This is a genomic window from Enhydrobacter aerosaccus (assembly GCF_900167455.1).
In the GTDB taxonomy this organism is placed as follows: domain Bacteria; phylum Pseudomonadota; class Alphaproteobacteria; order Reyranellales; family Reyranellaceae; genus Reyranella; species Reyranella aerosaccus.
In genome coordinates this window covers 948,251-965,503 of sequence record NZ_FUWJ01000001.1, presented here as the reverse complement: position 1 = coordinate 965,503, position 17,253 = coordinate 948,251, and the positions used below count along the sequence as shown (strand labels likewise).

The window sequence follows — 17,253 nt, the reverse complement described above, 5'->3', positions numbered from 1 at the left end:
CATAACGTCACCATCCCTGTCAACGCGGGCCTGTCAACGCGGGGCGCTCACTCACGCCCATCGCTTCAGCACAACACGACGCCCAGGCCCAAGCAGGCGCCCGGCGCGATAAGCGCCACCAGTTCCTGCTGGGTATCGGGCGCACTGAAGAGTGACGCTACCGAGCCGGAATGCGCGGCATCCCGTCGGAGGACAAGTGTGGTCGTTAACCCGTAATGCGATAGAGCCACGTCATCGCGACCGCAGGTTCGGGTTGAGATCGATAATGTTGAGATAGCCTGAAGAGGAGACAGCAAGCCGCCGTCCATCCGGGCTGATCCCGAGGCCGCTGCCCCCCGCCATGCCGAAGTTCGCGGCGCCAATCAATTGGCCCGTTCGAAGGTCCCAGGCATCGACATACGAGGGCTTCTGCACGTCGATATCTCTTCCCTTTAGAGCAAACAAAAGGCGCCCGTCGGGAGAGGCTATCAGAGCTTGGACGTTCGCCCCCGGCCCCGGATAGGTTCTGATCCGTCTTCCCAAGACCGGATCCCAAGCCTGTACGACGTTTTGAACAAGCCAGGCTGTCTTCTCGTCATCCGGTTGGCCTGGAATCCTGCCGACCATAGCCCCAATGATGATATCGCCGGTCGTGGGATCGAGTATGGCGTTGGAAAAGCTAGCGTCCTTGCCGTAAGGATTGAACCGTGACAGCCGCCTGTTGGCCGCAATGTCCCACGCTTCAACACGCCATCCCGTCTCGATGATGCGGTTCCTCGGCAGGTCCAGGAGGCGCACCCTTGATATGCGCTGTTCCAGCGGCCCGATCCGCCAGAGCTCCCGGCCGGACGACGTATCGAACGCGACTGTCCAGAGCGAATCACCGGCGCTCGCCACGGCAATCTTTCCATCGGCCGATACATCGAAAGCGTCTCCGGCGGAGTAGCGCCGGCCCGTCGGTGGGGGAACCCTGGTGTTGATATCGCTTCGAATGGTCCGAACGATGCGTCCAGTTGCGACGTCGATGACGGAGAACACCGCGTCCATGTTCGTGGATGTCTGCCAGTTCCAGTCGACCGCCGACGTCAGCAGATGGCGGCCCTGGTCGATAAAGGCCGCGTGCTGGCCGCCCATCGATCCGATATGGATCGATGGGATCGTCCATTCTACCCATTGCGTCGAGAGCTTGTAGGACGCCAAGCGCTTCTCGCCGACGATGATGATGCGCTGCTGGTCGGGGGTCCAAAGCAGCTCGTATGCACCTCCATTGTATGGCAGCCGCGTCACGCTCCCGAGCGCCGTCCCTGCATCTTGAGCCTTTACCGGAACCAGTGGCAGGAGGAAGCCAAGGATACCCGCCCCGAGAAGAACCGGAATCGAACGACAGAACCGCAGTGTCACAACACTCCCCCCTCAGGACAGTGTTACAAGATCACCGCTCCTTCCGAATTTCCAGAGCTTGGAGAGCTGCGTCCCTGCCCCGCCGTCAGCCCTTGCCGGCCTCCAGCCGGTAGCGCAACCACAGCGCGCCGTGCTCCAGCACCTCGTGACTCGTGAGTTCCATGCGGGCGAGCGGTGCGGGACCAAGATCGGTGTCGCCGGAATTGAACACGGTGGGCGCGCCGCTGCTGCCGTCGAGGGCAGCCGTGATGACGAGGCTCAGCTCGTCGAGCAGACCGGCCCGCAGGAACGCGCCGTTGGCCCCGCCTCCGCCCTCGATCATCAGGGTCCTGATGCCAAGTTCTGCAGCCAACGCCTCGCACACGCGGGCGAGATCGACCTCGGTCTTGCCGCCGAAGATGTAGGAGACGCCGTCGCGGCGCAGGCCAGCCAGGTGCGAGTCGGGCACCTGCTCGGTCAGGATCACCAGGATCGGATCGCCGCCGATGTCGGCCCGCTCCCAGCACGCCTTGCCGTGCGGGTCGAGAAAAACGCCCCAGGCCTTGGCGTCGCTAGTGGCGAACCAGTTCTGGCGTGGGAAGGTCTCCGTGGTCGGCGGATAGCTCTTGCCCTTGCCGCGCGCGAATTCCTGTGCCGTGACGCGGCCGCACAGCCACGAGGCGCCACCTCGTTCCTCGACCAGCTTGTCGTGCAGCGTCTCGAACAGGTTCGGCACCACATTCGCCTTGGGCCGCCAGCGGCTGCCCCAGATCCGGCCGTCCACGCTCGAAACCATATGGCAGAGGATGTACGGCCTCATGCGCTTCAGAACTCCATCGGATTGCGGAAGTGCGCGGCGAAAACGCGGTCGCGATGGGCGAGCAGGATCGGGTCGAGCGCCGCCACGATCTCGGGCTCGCGCGCGGTGAACCCTTTGCGGAAGGCATCGGGCATGGGGCACTGTTCGGGCGATAGCGGCGCCAGCAGGTTGGAGAAGGCTGTCCAGTAGATGTCGAGCGCGCTCAGGGCGTCGCCGACGAGGTAGGGAATGCCGCGTGCCTGCTGAGCCTCGAGCTGTGCCGCGAGGGCGCCGAGCGTGGCCGCGATGCGTGCGGTGGCGTGGCTGGCCGCCGTGGCATCGAAGCCGTACTTGTCGATCAGCGTCTGCGACATCGGCGGGACCTTGCCACTGTCGATCGCGCGCGCGAAGCCCTGCAAGCGGCGGTTCCAGCCGATCCCGCCCTCGCCGCAGATCTCCGTCGCGAAGCCCCACATCAACGCGCGCTGCGTCGCATCCGCCGGAACGAGCGCGGGTGCGGGTGCAAGACGCTCGGCCAGGCGCAGGATATCGTCCCAGCGGGTGAGCGGCTTCTCGTCCGCCCACGCCGCGACCGGCGCGCTGTTCTGGCCGGACCAGGCGACGATCTCCGGATTGGCGCCGGCCAGTTCGAGCGGCGCTGCGACATAGTCGAGGCCCTTGATCTCGAAGATCGCCTTGGCCGCCTGTCCCCACGGACTCGGCACGCCTCTCACCAGCACGAGCCGAAGCCCGAGATGGTGGACGGCCTCGGCGGGAGAGATGTAGGTCAGCATGACCGCTGCCCCCTAGCGGACCGTGATCTCGGCACCGCCGAGGCCGGCGAACTCGCTCTTCGCCTTGCCCGGCCCAGGCAGGAACTGTGGCGGATGGACGGAGCCGGTCAGCACCATGTCACCGGCCTTGAGATGCTTGCCGTGCGCGATCAGGCGGTTGGCCAGCCAGGCGAGCGCGATCATGGCGCCGCCCATGACCATGCTGCCGGGGCCCTTGGCCAGTTCCTTGCCCTCGTGCTCGGAGTGGCCCTGGACGTTGGCGAAGTCGAGCTTCTGCCAATCCTTGATCTCGGTGCCGACGATGCACGCGGCCTGGAGCACGTCGTCGGCGATGCGGCCGGGACCGCCCAGCTTGGAGACGTCGCCGTAGCGATTCTCCACCACCTCCATGCCGCAATAGAGATTCGAGACGAACGGCACGATCGTTTCTGCAGTGTAGTCGCCCGCAGCCTTCGGCACGTCGCGCGCCAGGCGGGCCACCATCTCGCATTCGACGCCGGCCTTGAGCGGCCAGCCCTTCTCGAACACCACCCCGCTCGGGCGGATGCCATCCTTGTAGAGGCCGGCGAAGGCCGGGCCGGACAGCTTCAGCGGCTCGTACTGCGCCGGCACGCTGAAGGCGACCTTCCAGCCGGCGAGCGGATTCTTGCCGTCCACGGTGAGGCGATCGTGGACCGCGAACTGGACCTTGTAGGCGTCTTCCTCGGACAGCGTGGCCGTGGCGTCGGCGAGGAAGTCCATGACCTTCCGGGCGCGACGATACTCGGCGATGCGGTCGGCCAGCGCGGCGATGTCCTGGGCGTTCATGGCAATTCCCTCCGGTTTCAAAACGGCCGGGGATATTTGCCGCGACTCACTTGCAAGGCAAGTGTTCCCTCGGAACACGCCACGCCCGTGACTTTCTTTCGAAAGTCATGGGAGATGACGCGCGACTGGGGTCGCGCGCCCCCAGCGATGATCAGGCAGCAATGCACGCACGCACCGGGGGCGCGCCACTCCAGTAGCGCGTCTTCGGCTGGCACGAAGGACGCGCGATCGGAATCGCGCGTCCTGACTACAACTACGCCGCCTGCGCGGTCTGGTGGCCGTAGAAGCTCTGGCCCTTGGCGGCCATGTCGCGCAGCAGCTTCGGCACCTCGAACTGCGGGCCGTACTTCTTCGCGAACTCGTCGCACTCGGCGACGAACTTCTTGATCCCGACCTGGTCGATCAGGCTGATCGCCCCGCCGGTCTGCGGCGCGAAGCCCAGTCCCATGATCGAGCCGACATCGCCGTCCTGCGGCGCGGTGAGCACGTTCGCTTCCAGGCAGCGGGCCGTGTCGACGGCCTGCACATAGAGCAGGCGCTTCTTGATCTCGGTCTCCTTGGCGCGCTTCTCCTCGCCCTCGCCGTAGAGCAGCTTGGGATCGGCCGGGAAGTGCTTGGCGAGATCGGGCCACAGGCGCTTCTTGCCATCGGCCGGATACTCGTAGAAGCCCTTGCCGTTCTTGCGGCCGAAGCGCTCCAGTTTCTTCACCATCAGTTCGAGGATGTCCTCGGTGCCCGAGCCCTCGTACTTTTGGCCGGCCGCCTCAGCGTCGCGCCTTGTCTGGTCCATGATCTTCCACGACAGGTCGATGGCGACCTCGTCGTTGAGCGCCAGCGGGCCGACCGGCATGCCGGCCATGCGGGCACAGTTCTCGATCATCGGCGCCGGCACGCCCTCCTTGAGGAGGCGATGGCCCTCGCTGATGAAGGCGCCGCAGACGCGAGAAGTGAAGAAGCCGCGGCTGTCGTTCACCACGATCGGCGTCTTGCGGATCTTCTGGACGAAGTCCATGGCGCGCGCCAGCGTCTCCGGCGAGGTCTTCTTGCCGACGATGATCTCGACCAGCGGCATCTTCTCCACGGGCGAGAAGAAGTGCAGGCCGATGAAGTTGGCCGGCCGCGACGAGGCCTCGGCGAGGCCGGTGATTGGCAGGGTCGAGGTGTTGGAGGCGAAGACCGCATCCGCCGCCAGCACGGCCTCGGCCTTCTTGGTCGCCTCGGCCTTCACGTCGCGATTCTCGAACACCGCCTCGATCACCAGATCGCAGCCCTTGAGTGCGCCGAAGTCCGGCGTCGCGGTGACCTTGGCGAGCAGCGCCTCGGCCTTCTCCTTGGCGAGACGGCCGCGCTTCACGGCCTTGCCGAGTTCGTCGGCGATGTGCGCCTTGCCCTTGTCGGCCGCCGCCTGGTCGCGATCAATCAGCACGATCTCCAGACCCGCCTGGACCGAGACGGTGGCGATACCGGCGCCCATCAGGCCGGCGCCCAGCACGCCGATCTTCTTGTATTCCTGCTTGGCCACGCCCTTGGGCCGGCGCGCCAGCTTGTTGGCTTCCTGCAGGCCGAAGAACAGCGTGCGGATCATGCTCTTGGCGACCGGGTCGCGCAGCAGCGACACGAAATAGCGCGTCTCGACCTTGAGCGCCGTGTCGAACGGCAGCAGCAGGCCTTCATAGACGCAGCTCATGATGGCCTTGGGCGCCGGATAGACGCCGAAGGTCTTGCCCGCGATCATGGCGTTGCCGCCGATGAAGGTCTGCACACCGACCGGGCCCCACACCTGGCCACCGGGGAAGCCCGGGACCTTGAAGCCCTTGCGGTCCCACGGCTGCACGGCACGGCCGTCGATCGCCTTGGCTCCCTTGCCGGCATATTCCGGAACCACCTGCTCCTTGGCCGGCGCGGTGAGCCATTCCTTGGCCTTCGCGAGCAGCTGGTCGGCCGGCACGACCTCGTGGATCAGACCCATGCCCTTGGCGGTGTCCACGGACAGGTCCTTGCCCTCGAGCAGGATCGGGGCGGCGTTCATGACACCGATCAGGCGCGGAATGCGCTGCGTGCCGCCGCCGCCCGGCAGCAGGCCGATCTTCACTTCCGGCTGGCCGATCTTGGTCTTCGGGTTGGCCGCGGCGATGCGGTAATGGCAGGCGAGGCAGATCTCGAAGCCGCCGCCCAGCGCCGTGCCATTGATCGCAGCGACCATCGGCTTGCCGCCGGTCTCCTGGCGCCGGAACATCTTCTGCAGCCGGCTGAACTGCTCCATCAGCTTGGCGGCGTCCGACGTATCGACGTTCAGCAGCATGTCGAGATCGGCGCCGGCGATGAAGGTGTCCTTGCCGGAGGTCAGGATGATGCCCTTCACCTTCTCGTCCTTCAGCGCCTTCTCCAGCGCCTCGGCATAGGCCGTCATCGAGGCCTCGTTCAGCACGTTCATCGTGCGGCCCGGCATATCCCAGGTAATGGTGGCGATGCCGTCACTGTCGACGTTGTAGTTGATCATGTCCTCTGCCCTCATTGGAGCGCGCCACTCCAGTGGCGCTCATGAAATGTTGGATCGAAGAAGATGCGCCACTGGAGTGGCGCGCTCCTCTGATCAGACGCGCTCGATGATCGTCGCGGTGCCCATGCCGGCGCCGACGCACAGCGTCGCCAGGCCGGTCGAGAGGTTGCGTCGCTCCAGCTCGTCGAGCAGCGTGCCCAGGATCATCGCACCGGTGGCGCCCAGCGGATGGCCCATGGCGATGGCGCCGCCATTCACGTTCATCTTGTCGTGCGGGACCTTGAGGATCTGCATGTAGCGCAGCACGACGGCCGCGAAGGCCTCGTTGAGCTCGAACAGATCGATGTCCTTGGCGTTCATGCCGGCGCGCTTCAGCGCCCGCTCCGAGGACGGCGCCGGGCCGGTCAGCATGATCGCCGGTTCCGAGCCGATCGAGGCGAAGGAGCGGATGCGGGCGCGCGGCTTGAGGCCGTTCTTCTGGCCGAACTCCTTGGTGCCCACCAGGATCGCCGAAGCGCCGTCGACGATGCCCGACGAGTTGCCGGCATGATGGACGTGGATCACCTTCTCGATCTCGGGATAGCGCTGCAGCGCTACGGCATCGAAGCCTGGCATCGTCTCGCCCTGGACCTTGAAGCTCGGCTCGAGCGCGGCCAACGTCTGCATGGTGGTCTGCGGACGCATCAGCTCGTCATGGTTCAGAAGCTCGACGCCGTTCTGGTCCTTGACCGGGATGATCGACTTCTTGAAATAGCCCGCATCCCAAGCGGCCTTGGCGCGCTTCTGCGATTCGACCGCGTAGGCGTCGACATCGTCACGGCTCATGCCGTACTTAGTCGCGATCACGTCGGCCGAAATGCCCTGGGGCAGGAAGTACATCGGAATGGCCACCGCCGGATCGACCGGCCAGGCGCCGCCGTCGGAGCCCATCGGCACGCGGCTCATGCTCTCGACACCGCCGCCGATCGCCGCCTCGCTCTGGCCCGACATCACCTTGGCCGCGGCCATGTTGGTCGCCTCGAGACCGGAGGCGCAGAAGCGGTTGACCTGCACGCCGGGCACCGTCTCGTCGAAGCCGGCACGCACCGCCGCGACGCGGGCGATGTCGGAGCCCTGCTCTCCCACCGGCATCACGCAGCCCAGGATCACGTCGTCGACCAGCTTGGTGTCGAGGTTGTTGCGGTCACGCACCGCTTCCAGAACCGTGGTCGCCAGCCGAATCGGCGTCACTTCGTGCAGGGAGCCATCCTTGCGGCCCTTGCCACGCGGCGTGCGGACGGCGTCGTAGATATATGCGTCGGTCATGGTGCTTTCTCCTAACTCAAAATCCCTGCGAACCACGAAGACCTCACCCTGAGGAGGCGCGCAGCGCCGTCTCGAAGGGTCGGCCTCAGTCTTGGTGTTGCCCATCCTTCGAGACGCGGCCTGCGGCCGCTCCTCAGGATGAGGTGGTGCCTCAAAGCGTGCGTCCAATGAGCTCCTTCATGATCTCGTTGGTGCCCCCATAGATCTTCTGCACGCGGCTGTCGGCATAGAGCCGCGCAATCGGATACTCCCACATGTAGCCGTAGCCGCCGAAGAACTGCAGGCACTGATCCATCACCTCGCACTGCAGGTCGGTGGTCCAGTACTTGGCCATGGCGGCGGTGGCGACATCGAGCTCGCCCTTGAGATGGCGGGCCACGCAGTCGTCGACGAACACGCGCGCCACCTGGGCCTTGGTCTTGATCTCGGCCAGCTTGAAGCGGGTGTTCTGGAAATCGATGATCGCCTTGCCGAACGCCTTGCGCTCCTTGACGTAGGCGAGCGTATGCGAAAGGGCGGCCTCGATGGCGGCTATTGCCTGGATGGCGATGACCAGCCGCTCCTGCGGCAGTTGCTGCATGAGCTGGATGAAGCCCATGCCCGGTCCGCCCAGCAGATGATCGGCCGGCACCCGGACATTGTCGAAGAACAGTTCCGACGTGTCCTGCGCCTTCATGCCGATCTTCTCGAGATTGCGACCGCGCTTGAAGCCGGGCGTATCGGTCTCGACGACGATCAGCGACGTGCCCTTGGCGCCGAGCTTGGGATCGGTCTTGGCGACCACGATCACGAGGTCGGCGAGCTGGCCGTTGCTGATGAAGGTCTTGGAGCCGTTGATCACCCAGTGGTTGCCGTCCATGACGGCATTGGTCTTCACCGACTGCAGGTCCGAGCCGGTGCCAGGCTCGGTCATGGCGATCGCCGTGACCAGCTCTCCCGAGCAGGCCTTGGGAATCCACTTCTTCTTCTGTTCCTCGGTACCGTACTGCAGCAGGTAAGGCACGACGATGTCGCTGTGCAGCGAGAAGGCTGGACCGGAGGCGATCGCGCGGCCCTGCTCCTCGATCAGGATGGCACTGTAGAGGAAGTCGGCGCCGGCCCCGCCATAGGCTTCGGGCATGGTCACGCCGAGCAGGCCCTGCTCGCCCGCCTTGCGCCACAACTCACGCGGCACGATGCCTTCTTCCTCCCACTTGAGGTGGAAGGGCACGACTTCCTTCTCGAAAAAGCGCCGGCAGGTCTCGCGGAACATCTGGTGTTCGGGCGTGTAATGGGCAGCCAAGGCTGTCACTGGGCGATTCCTCTTTATGGTGTCGGATGTCTGTCTTGACGCAGACTTTGGGCTTGCGGCGCCGGGGGCGCCAGTGGTGGTTACGTAGTTTACGTTTACGTAAAGGTCAACCTCTAACCAGCCCCTTCCTCTGTGCGGCCAGGCACGGTCGGCAACGGCGATGAACGCAATGTTGGTGATTGATGAAGATCAATTGCCGTAGCCAGATCAAGGCCTAGAGTATCGACCTTAGCTCGGGGCAAATCGCCATGTTCGACCTTCAATTCAACCGCGCACACGAGGTCGTCGTTGCCCACTTCCATGGGCATGTGTGCCGGCGCGACCTTGCCGAATTCGACGTGACGTCGATGCTCCTGCTCGCGGTCGAGGCACCGAGCGACTGCATCTATGATTTCAGCGATACCCAAAGCTTCGACATCTCGATCAAGGTCCTGGCCGACTGGGCGCAGCGGCCCGAGCCATGTCCCGGCCGCCGGCAGATCTTCGTGACGCCCCGTGCCGATCTCAAAGCCCTGGCCCGGCTGTTCGCGGCCTATCAGGAAGTGCTGGGCGGTCAGCCGCCCTTGATTGTCGACCGGCTGGACGAAGCACTCGCCCAGCTCCACTGCCCGAGCGGCGGCTTCCGTCCCGTCGAGCGGAACTGGTTGCGCGCCTCGATCTCGATGGAGGAAAGCGCCTTCATGCACTGAAGGCGATCAGGGCGTCGCGCTTTGATAACAGGCATCGACCGACTGCTCATCGGCCTCGCCGTAGCCTTGGGCGTTGGCCTGCTGATCGGAGCGGATCGCGAGCGGCGCAAGGGCGAAGGACCGTCCCGCGCCGCAGCCGGGCTTCGAACATTCGCCGTCGCGTCCATGGCTGGCGCTGTCGCCATCGCGGCCGGTGGCGAGCTGTTGCTTGTGACTGTGACCCTGGGCGTGATCCTGCTGGCCGGTCTTTCCTATTGGCGGACCCGAGACGACGATCCAGGCATTACCACCGAGATCACGTTGGTCCTGACGACCGTGCTGGGTGGACTCGCGCCGCGGGAGCCGGCCCTGGCCGCGGGTCTCGGCGCGCTCGTGGCGGGACTGCTTCATGCCCGCTCGCCGTTGCATGGCTTCGTCCGTTCGATCCTTTCGGAGGAAGACGTTCGCGACATCATGATCTTCGCCGGCGCGACACTCGTCGTCCTGCCGCTGCTGCCGGATCGTCCGATCGGGCCGTATGGTGCGCTCAATCTCCATACGCTGTGGATCATCGTCATCCTGATCATGGGCGTCAGCACGATCGGCTACGTGATGATACGCATCGCCGGTGCCCGCTTCGGCCTGCCTCTGGCCGGCCTCGCTTCCGGTTTCATCTCCAGCATCGCCACCATCGGCGCGATGGGCGAGCGGGTCATCCAGGCTCCCGCCATGCTGAAATCGGCCGTGGCCGGCGCGGTGCTCTCCACGGTCGCGACCATCGTTCAGATGGCCGTCCTGCTTGCAGCCACGAACCTGGCCGTCCTCAGGACCTTGGCCCTTCCTCTTGCCTGCGCCGGCATCGTCGCTATCGCGTACGGCGTTTTCTTCACGACCCGTTCGATGCACGAGGCAACGGAAAGCGCCTATCGTCCCGGGCGCGCCTTCAGCCTGTTCTCGGCCCTGGTCTTCGCGGCCAGTCTCGGCACCATCAATCTCGCCCTCGCGGCCTTCCAGCACTGGTTCGGCTCGACTGGAACCCTGATCGCCGCCGCCGCTGGCGGATTCGCCGACACGCATGCGGCAGCCGTATCGGTCGCCTCTTTGGTTTCGGCAGGAGAGATGACGGCTCATGCCGCCGTCATCCCCATCCTGGCCGCTCTCTCCACCAACACCGCCACCAAGATCGTCTTCGCGGCGACGAAGGGCGGCCGCTCCTTCGCCCTTTCTGTGATTCCCGGACTGATCCTGGTCATCGCCGCCGCCTGGGTGGGACTGGTGTTGATCTAGACTTCCGGATGCCAACCCGCACTGCTACAGCCGTGCAATTGCGCCTTGGACGCAACTTCTACTGGCAGTTGAAGCATCTGGTTGCTTTCAGGATAACCAATCGCCTATAGCGGCCGAATGGATTTCTTAGGAAAGTTGCGCGGGCTCTTCGGAAACAACCAAGCCGAGAGCCGTATCAAGGTCAAGGTTGACGGGCGCAATATACGCTATTCTGTCCCCACGAACTTCGCCAGGGAAGCGCACGAGATCATTCAACTGTCGGAGTATGATCTGACGAAGATCGACTTCGACAAGGTCTCCCTCGTTGTCGACATCGGCGCACATGTGGGCATGTTCAGCGCCTTGATGCGCTCCCACTACCCGGCGGCAATCATCCACGCATTCGAGCCGCTTTCGGTCAACGTGGCGTTGCTGGAGCGCAATTTCAAAGGTGATGCCTCGGTCGTGGTCAGACCGTATGGACTCGCAAAGAGCGAACAGGAGGCAACCATCTGGCTGGCGCCCTACTATGGCCAAGGCGCCGCGTCGACGAAGAGGACCGTCGATCATTCCGGAGACTTCGAAGTGGTCCGCTTCAAGCCAGCGCTTGCGGAAATTTCCGCTCTGGGAAACCGTATCGATATCCTGAAGATCGATACGGAAGGACACGAGCTTTCCTTGCTTCGGGCACTGGATCCGATGCTCCACCGGGTGGACGCCATCTTCCTCGAAGTGCATTCGTCGCTGGCGCTCGCCAATATCCTCTCGCTCCTCGATTGCCGCTTCATACCGGTACACTTCGGCGAAGGACGCGGGAACCGGTACAAGCCCTTGTTCGTCAGCCGCGATGCAGTCGCGGAAAAGCGGCTCAGCGCAACGATTGCGCCGGACATTTACTACGATTGATCCCGATCCGGCCGCAGCGGACACAGGCTTGTCTCACTGCGGCCAACGTGCCTGGTCTTATTCCGGCGTCGTCGCGCTCATCCCGAGCATGGCCCGGCGCCGCAGCCACTGGCTCGGACGATAGCGGTCGTCGCCGGTGATGGCCTGAAGCTGGACGAGGATCTCGTGGCACTCCTTGACGCCGAGCCAATCGGCGAGGGCCAGCGGACCGCGCGGATAGTTGAGCCCCAGCGTCATGGCGGTGTCGACGTCGGCTGCCGAGGCGATGCCGATCATGGCCATCTCGCAGCCGAGATTGGCGATCATCGAACACATGCGCTGGGCGATGAAGCCCGGCGAATCCTTGATGAGCGTCACCTTGGCCCCCGAGCGCGCCAGGATGGCGGCTGCCGCATCCCGGACGAGGTCGTCGGCGCCCGGTGCCGTCATGATGGTGAGGCGCTTGGCGATATCGCCGGTAAGATCGACCGCCACGGTGCGCCGCGGATCGAGCCCGCGCTCGACCGCGACCGTCGTGCAATCCTTGCCGACCGGAGCCACGAGGATCGGGCTCTTGCCGTCATCGACAGCGAGCGCCTTAGCGCCCGAAGCGAGGACGAGACCGACCAGCTTTTCGTTGTGGCTGTCCATCACCACGACATTTGCCGCGGGGACCACCGAGGGCACGTGATCCGCGCCGGGATCGACCTTGTTGCCCTTGGCATCGTAGGCGTACCAGCCGCCGCCGGTCTTGCGGCCGAGCTTGCCGGCGGCATAGAGGCTTTCGTGATACGGGCTCGGGGTCATCCGCCGATCGTGGAAGAAGCCTTCGTAGATGATCTTGCGCGCCGGGAAATTGACATCGATGCCCGTGAGATCCATCAACTCGAAGGGCCCCATGCGGAAGCCGCAGGTGTCGCGCATGACGGCGTCGATCTGGCTGACCGTGGCCCGGCCTTCCTGATAGATGCGAAGTCCCTCGGTGCCGATGGCCGTGCCGCCGAGATTGACCAGGAAGCCAGGCGTATCGCCGACCACGACCGGCACGCGCGTCTGGCGCTTGCCCAGCGCCACCATGGCATCGATCACCCACGGCGCGGTATCCGCGGCGCGGATCACCTCGACCAGTTTCATCAGCGGCACCGGATTGAAGTAGTGCATGCCGCACACGCGATCGCGATGTTTGAGCGAGCGGGCGATCGAGGCGATGCGGATCGACGAGGTATTCGAGGCCAGGATGGTCTCTGGCGCCACAACGGCCTCGAGCTCGCCGAACAGCTTCTGCTTCACCTCGAGATTCTCGAATACGGCTTCGACCACGATGTGGCAGCCCTTCAGCGCCTCGATCGTGTCTGCGACGTCAAGATTGCCTTCCGCCTTGGCAACGTCGGGATCTGTCAGCCGTCCCTTCGCGACCAGGCCCTTCAGGGTGTCGACGATGGCGGCTTTCGCCTTGGCCGCGCCACCGGGGGCCGCATCGAACATGATCGCCTTCATGCCGCCTTGCGCGGTGACCTGCGCGATCCCCCGCCCCATCGCGCCAGTGCCGACGATGCCCACGCAAAGATCCGATCGATTTATGTCGAGCGTCATACCCTAATTCCTTCCGTCCTTACTCAATCAAACTTCACACAAAAACCTGAACATCGCTGTTCGAAAAACGATCAGGTCTTCGCCGCATAGCCCGCCGACTTCAATCCACCCTCGATCTCGTCCAGCACGACCGGGTCCTCGATCGTCGCGGGCATGGTCCAGGGTTGGTTGTCGGCCATCTTCTGGATCGTGCCGCGGAGGATCTTGCCGGAGCGGGTCTTGGGCAAGCGTTGCACGACCAAGGCACTCTTGAAGAAGGCAACGGGACCAATCCGATCGCGCACCATCTGCACGACCTCGTTCCTGATCTCCTCGTGCGGCCTGTTCACTCCGGATTTCAGGACCAGGAAGCCGAGCGGCACCTGCCCCTTCAGCTCATCGGCCACGCCGATGACCGCGCACTCGGCGACATCGTTGTGCGCGCCCAGCACTTCCTCGATTTGCCCGGTGGACAGACGATGGCCCGCGACATTGATCACGTCATCGACGCGGGTCATGACTGAGACATAGCCCTCCTGATCGATGAAGCCCGCGTCACCGGTCTTGTAGTAACCCGGAAACTCCGTGAGATAGGCCTGCTTGAACCGCTCATCGGCATTCCACAGCGTCGGAAACGTGCCCGGCGGCAGCGGCAGCTTGCCGGCCAGAGCGCCGACCTCGCCCGGCTTCATCGGATGCCCGTTCTCGTCCAGCACATCGAGATGCCAACCGGGCGCCGGCACGGACGTCGAACCCGGCTTGATCGGCATCGGCTCGAGGCCGACGAAGTTGCCGCAGATCGACCACCCGGTCTCGGTCTGCCACCAATGGTCGACCACCGGCACGCCGAGAAGCTTCTGGGCCCATTGTACCGTCGGCGGGTCTCCACGCTCCCCGGCCAGGAACAAGGTCCGGAAACTCGAGAGATCGTACTTCTTCAGGAGCTTGCCCTCGGGATCCTCGCGCTTGATGGCGCGGAAAGCGGTCGGAGCGGTGAACAGCGCCACGGCCTTATGTTCGGAGATCACGCGCCAGAAGGCACCGGCATCGGGCGTGCCGACAGGCTTGCCTTCGTACAGGATGGTCGTGGCGCCGTAGATCAACGGTCCATAGACGATATAGCTGTGGCCTACGACCCAGCCGATATCCGAGGCACACCAATAGACCTCGCCCGGCTTCACCCCATACAGGTTCTTCATGGTCCACTGGAGAGCCACGCAGTAGCCGCCGGTGTCGCGCACCACGCCCTTGGGGAAACCTGTCGTGCCGGAGGTATAGAGGATGTAGAGCGGATCCGTCGCCTGTACCGACACACAGCCGTGCGGCGTCGCCGCCGCGACCGCCTCGTTCCAGTCGACGTCGCGGCCCTCGATCATGGTCGCCTCGGCCTGTGGGCGCTGGAAGACGACCACCTTCGACACCTTGTGCCGGGCCATCTCGACGGCCTGGTCGATCATCGGCTTGTAATGCACCACGCGAGCCGGCTCGATGCCGCAGGAGGCCGTCAGGATGAGCTTCGGCTGGCAATCGTCGATGCGGCTGGCCAGCTCCTTGGCGGCAAAGCCACCGAACACGACCGAATGCACGGCGCCCAGGCGGGCACAGGCCAGCATCGCCATCACTGCTTCCGGAATCATCGGCATGTAGATGATCACGCGGTCGCCCTTGGCAACGCCTTGCGACGCAATCGCACCCGCGAGCTTCGCCACCCGATCGCGCAGCTCCCGATAAGTAAAGCTCTTCTTGGTCCCGGTGACCGGCGAATCATAGATCAGGGCGGTCTGGTCGGCCCTGTTGCTCCCCGGGGCGCCCTCGACATGGCGGTCCAGCGCATTGTGACAGGCATTGAGCTTGCCACCGGCAAACCAGCGATAGAACGGCGCCCGGGACGAATCGAGCACCTTGTCCCAGCGCTTGCCCCAGTCGATCGCCTGCGCCTGCTCTGCCCAGAAGCCTTCCGGATCCTTCAACGAGCGGGCATGAACGGCCCGATAGATATCGCCGACTGCCATGTTCTTCCTCCCTCCTCCTGACGCGTTTGATGCGCTAGGATTGAGTGACTGACAAGGGCTCTGACAGGGAACGCGCATGGCCAAGGGCAAGGGGAAGAGCAGCGGCAAGGGCAAGGCGAAGCGGCCGCCGAAGCGCAAGGTTACCAAGACCAAGAAGCCGGCCGCGAAACCGGCTGGCCGCGGAACGAAAGCCGCTGCCAAGAAAGCGCAGGCCGGCAAGCCCGCGTTGCGCCCGGCGCTGCGGCGTCCGGTAAAGAACCGTCCCTCGGTTGCCCGCGTTCCCGCGGCGCGCCCCGCGCCGCACAAGACGCCCACGCTCAATCACAATATCTACGAGCGCGATCTCGAGAAGACCGGCGCCAACTACGCGCCCCTTACCCCCCTGCAGTTCCTGGAGCGCAGTGCGAGCGTCTATCCCGACCATGTGGCGCTGATCCATGGGCCGCGGCGCCAGAGCTGGGCCGAGACTTACGCCCGCTGCCGCCAGCTCGCTTCGGCGTTGGAGAATGTCGGCATCGGCGTTGGCGACACTGTCGCCATCATGGCTCCGAACATTCCCGAAATGTACGAGGCGCATTTCGGCGTGCCGATGGCGGGTGCCGTTCTCAATTCGCTCAACACGCGCCTCGATGCCGCGATGATCGCTTTCATCCTCGACCACAGCGAGACCAAGGTCCTGCTGGTCGACCGCGAATATCACCGCGTGATGACCGAGGCACTCGGTCTCTGCAAGGTGCATCCTCTGGTCGTCGATATCGACGATCCCGAATGCGACGATCGCGGCCAGATCGGCGATACGACCTACGAGGAATTCCTCGCCACCGGCGATGCCGATTACGCCTGGGACTATCCTGCCGACGAGTGGAACGCGATCTCCCTCAACTACACGTCCGGCACGACGGGCAATCCGAAGGGCGTGGTCTATCATCACCGCGGCGCCACCCTGTCCGCCTATGGCAACGCCACGCAGTGGGCGATGGGCCTGCACCCCGTCTACCTGTGGACGCTGCCGATGTTCCACTGCAATGGCTGGTGCTTCCCCTGGACCCTGGCCCTGGTCGCCGGCACGTCGGTGTGCCTGAGGCGGGCCTCCGCCAAGACGATCTTCGATGCGTTGGCCGATCACGACGTGACGCATATGTGCGGCGCGCCGATCATCATGCAGTTCATCATCGGAGCGGGGCCGGCGGATCGCCGCCCGCTGAAGCGCCGCGTCGAATTCATGACAGCAGCCGCGCCACCGCCTGCCGCGGTGCTGGAGGCGTTGGAGAAGGAAAACTTCCGCGTCACGCACGTCTATGGCCTGACAGAGGTTTACGGGCCCGCGACCATCTGTTCGTGGCATCCGGAATGGGATGCGCTCGATTCCGGAACGCGGGCCAGCCTCAAGGCCCGGCAGGGCGTGCGCTACGCCGCCGAGGACGGCGTTACCGTCATGGATCCAACCACCATGCAGGCGGTGCCGCGCGACGGGAAGACCATGGGCGAGGTCATGTTCCGCGGCAATCTCGTCATGAAGGGATACCTCAAGAACCCGAATGCCACCCGGGAAGCCTTCGACGGTGGCTGGTTCCATTCCGGCGATCTCGGCGTGCTGCATGCCGACGGCTATCTCGAGCTTCGCGACCGTTCCAAGGACATCATCATCTCCGGCGGCGAGAACATCTCGACCATCGAAGTCGAAGGCGTGATCATCAAGCATCCGGCCGTGGCCAATGTCGCGGTGGTGGCCAAGCCGGACGAGAAATGGGGGGAGACTCCCTGCGCCTTCGTTGTCCTGAAGCCGGGCGCATCAGCGACGGCCGAGGAGATCGTGGCGCATTGCCGCGCGAACCTGGCGCATTTCAAATGCCCGCGTCACATCGTTTTCCGCGACCTCCCCATGACATCGACGGGCAAGGTGCAGAAGTTCGTGCTGCGCGACTGGGCGAAGGCGGTGTGAACCGGTCGCTCTGTCGCGTAGGCTCGCCGCCGATCCGGCACCATCGCACCGCC

General features: G+C 64.6%; 13 protein-coding genes. 4 read left to right on the top strand and 9 right to left on the bottom strand.

The window, feature by feature from the left end:
* Positions 1 to 231 precede the first annotated feature (231 nt).
* The 7 genes from B5D62_RS04515 to B5D62_RS04485 form a co-directional block, all read right to left on the bottom strand.
* A complete protein-coding gene (locus B5D62_RS04515) occupies positions 232 to 1,380 on the bottom strand; it encodes a WD40 repeat domain-containing protein (RefSeq protein ID WP_139373719.1) in 1,149 nt (382 codons plus the stop codon).
* An 85-nt stretch (positions 1,381 to 1,465) separates the two neighbouring features.
* Positions 1,466 to 2,179, bottom strand: coding sequence for a RibD family protein (locus tag B5D62_RS04510; RefSeq protein WP_085932590.1), 714 nt, complete (start codon positions 2,177 to 2,179; stop codon positions 1,466 to 1,468).
* A 5-nt stretch (positions 2,180 to 2,184) separates the two neighbouring features.
* Positions 2,185 to 2,952 (bottom strand): glutathione S-transferase family protein, encoded by a 768-nt coding sequence (locus B5D62_RS04505; protein ID WP_085932589.1) that lies wholly within the window; start codon positions 2,950 to 2,952, stop codon positions 2,185 to 2,187.
* A 12-nt stretch (positions 2,953 to 2,964) separates the two neighbouring features.
* The gene (locus B5D62_RS04500) at positions 2,965 to 3,759 is read right to left on the bottom strand and encodes a 2-keto-4-pentenoate hydratase (RefSeq protein ID WP_085932588.1); all 795 of its coding nucleotides are present in this window, start codon (positions 3,757 to 3,759) and stop codon (positions 2,965 to 2,967) included.
* 253 nt (positions 3,760 to 4,012) lie between these two features.
* On the bottom strand, positions 4,013 to 6,259 hold the full coding sequence (locus tag B5D62_RS04495; protein ID WP_085932587.1) for a 3-hydroxyacyl-CoA dehydrogenase NAD-binding domain-containing protein: 2,247 nt from the start codon (positions 6,257 to 6,259) through the stop codon (positions 4,013 to 4,015).
* Between the two features lie 93 nt (positions 6,260 to 6,352).
* Entirely contained in the window at positions 6,353 to 7,564 is a 1,212-nt protein-coding gene (locus B5D62_RS04490; protein WP_085932586.1) for an acetyl-CoA C-acetyltransferase, read from the bottom strand.
* A 151-nt stretch (positions 7,565 to 7,715) separates the two neighbouring features.
* A complete protein-coding gene (locus B5D62_RS04485) occupies positions 7,716 to 8,855 on the bottom strand; it encodes an acyl-CoA dehydrogenase family protein (RefSeq protein ID WP_269435078.1) in 1,140 nt (379 codons plus the stop codon).
* A 248-nt stretch (positions 8,856 to 9,103) separates the two neighbouring features.
* Between B5D62_RS04485 and B5D62_RS04480 the strand changes: the two genes are divergently transcribed.
* The 3 genes from B5D62_RS04480 to B5D62_RS04470 all read left to right on the top strand — a co-directional run bounded on the left by B5D62_RS04480 (position 9,104) and on the right by B5D62_RS04470 (position 11,695).
* Positions 9,104 to 9,544 carry a hypothetical protein gene (locus B5D62_RS04480; protein ID WP_085932584.1) on the top strand — a complete coding sequence of 147 codons (441 nt, stop codon included), beginning with the start codon at positions 9,104 to 9,106 and terminating at the stop codon, positions 9,542 to 9,544.
* 21 nt (positions 9,545 to 9,565) lie between these two features.
* A complete protein-coding gene (locus B5D62_RS04475; protein WP_139373718.1) occupies positions 9,566 to 10,810 on the top strand; it encodes an MgtC/SapB family protein in 1,245 nt (414 codons plus the stop codon).
* 117 nt (positions 10,811 to 10,927) lie between these two features.
* Positions 10,928 to 11,695 carry an FkbM family methyltransferase gene (locus tag B5D62_RS04470; protein WP_085932583.1) on the top strand — a complete coding sequence of 256 codons (768 nt, stop codon included), beginning with the start codon at positions 10,928 to 10,930 and terminating at the stop codon, positions 11,693 to 11,695.
* 57 nt (positions 11,696 to 11,752) lie between these two features.
* Here B5D62_RS04470 and B5D62_RS04465 read toward each other — a convergent pair whose 3' ends face one another.
* The gene (locus B5D62_RS04465; RefSeq protein ID WP_085932582.1) at positions 11,753 to 13,267 is read right to left on the bottom strand and encodes a 3-hydroxyacyl-CoA dehydrogenase; all 1,515 of its coding nucleotides are present in this window, start codon (positions 13,265 to 13,267) and stop codon (positions 11,753 to 11,755) included.
* A 71-nt stretch (positions 13,268 to 13,338) separates the two neighbouring features.
* Positions 13,339 to 15,258, bottom strand: coding sequence for a propionyl-CoA synthetase (locus B5D62_RS04460; RefSeq protein WP_085932581.1), 1,920 nt, complete (start codon positions 15,256 to 15,258; stop codon positions 13,339 to 13,341).
* Between the two features lie 76 nt (positions 15,259 to 15,334).
* On the opposite strand from B5D62_RS04460, the gene B5D62_RS04455 reads away from it, so the two are divergent.
* A complete protein-coding gene (locus B5D62_RS04455) occupies positions 15,335 to 17,200 on the top strand; it encodes an acyl-CoA synthetase (RefSeq protein ID WP_085932580.1) in 1,866 nt (621 codons plus the stop codon).
* Positions 17,201 to 17,253: the final 53 nt, after the last annotated feature.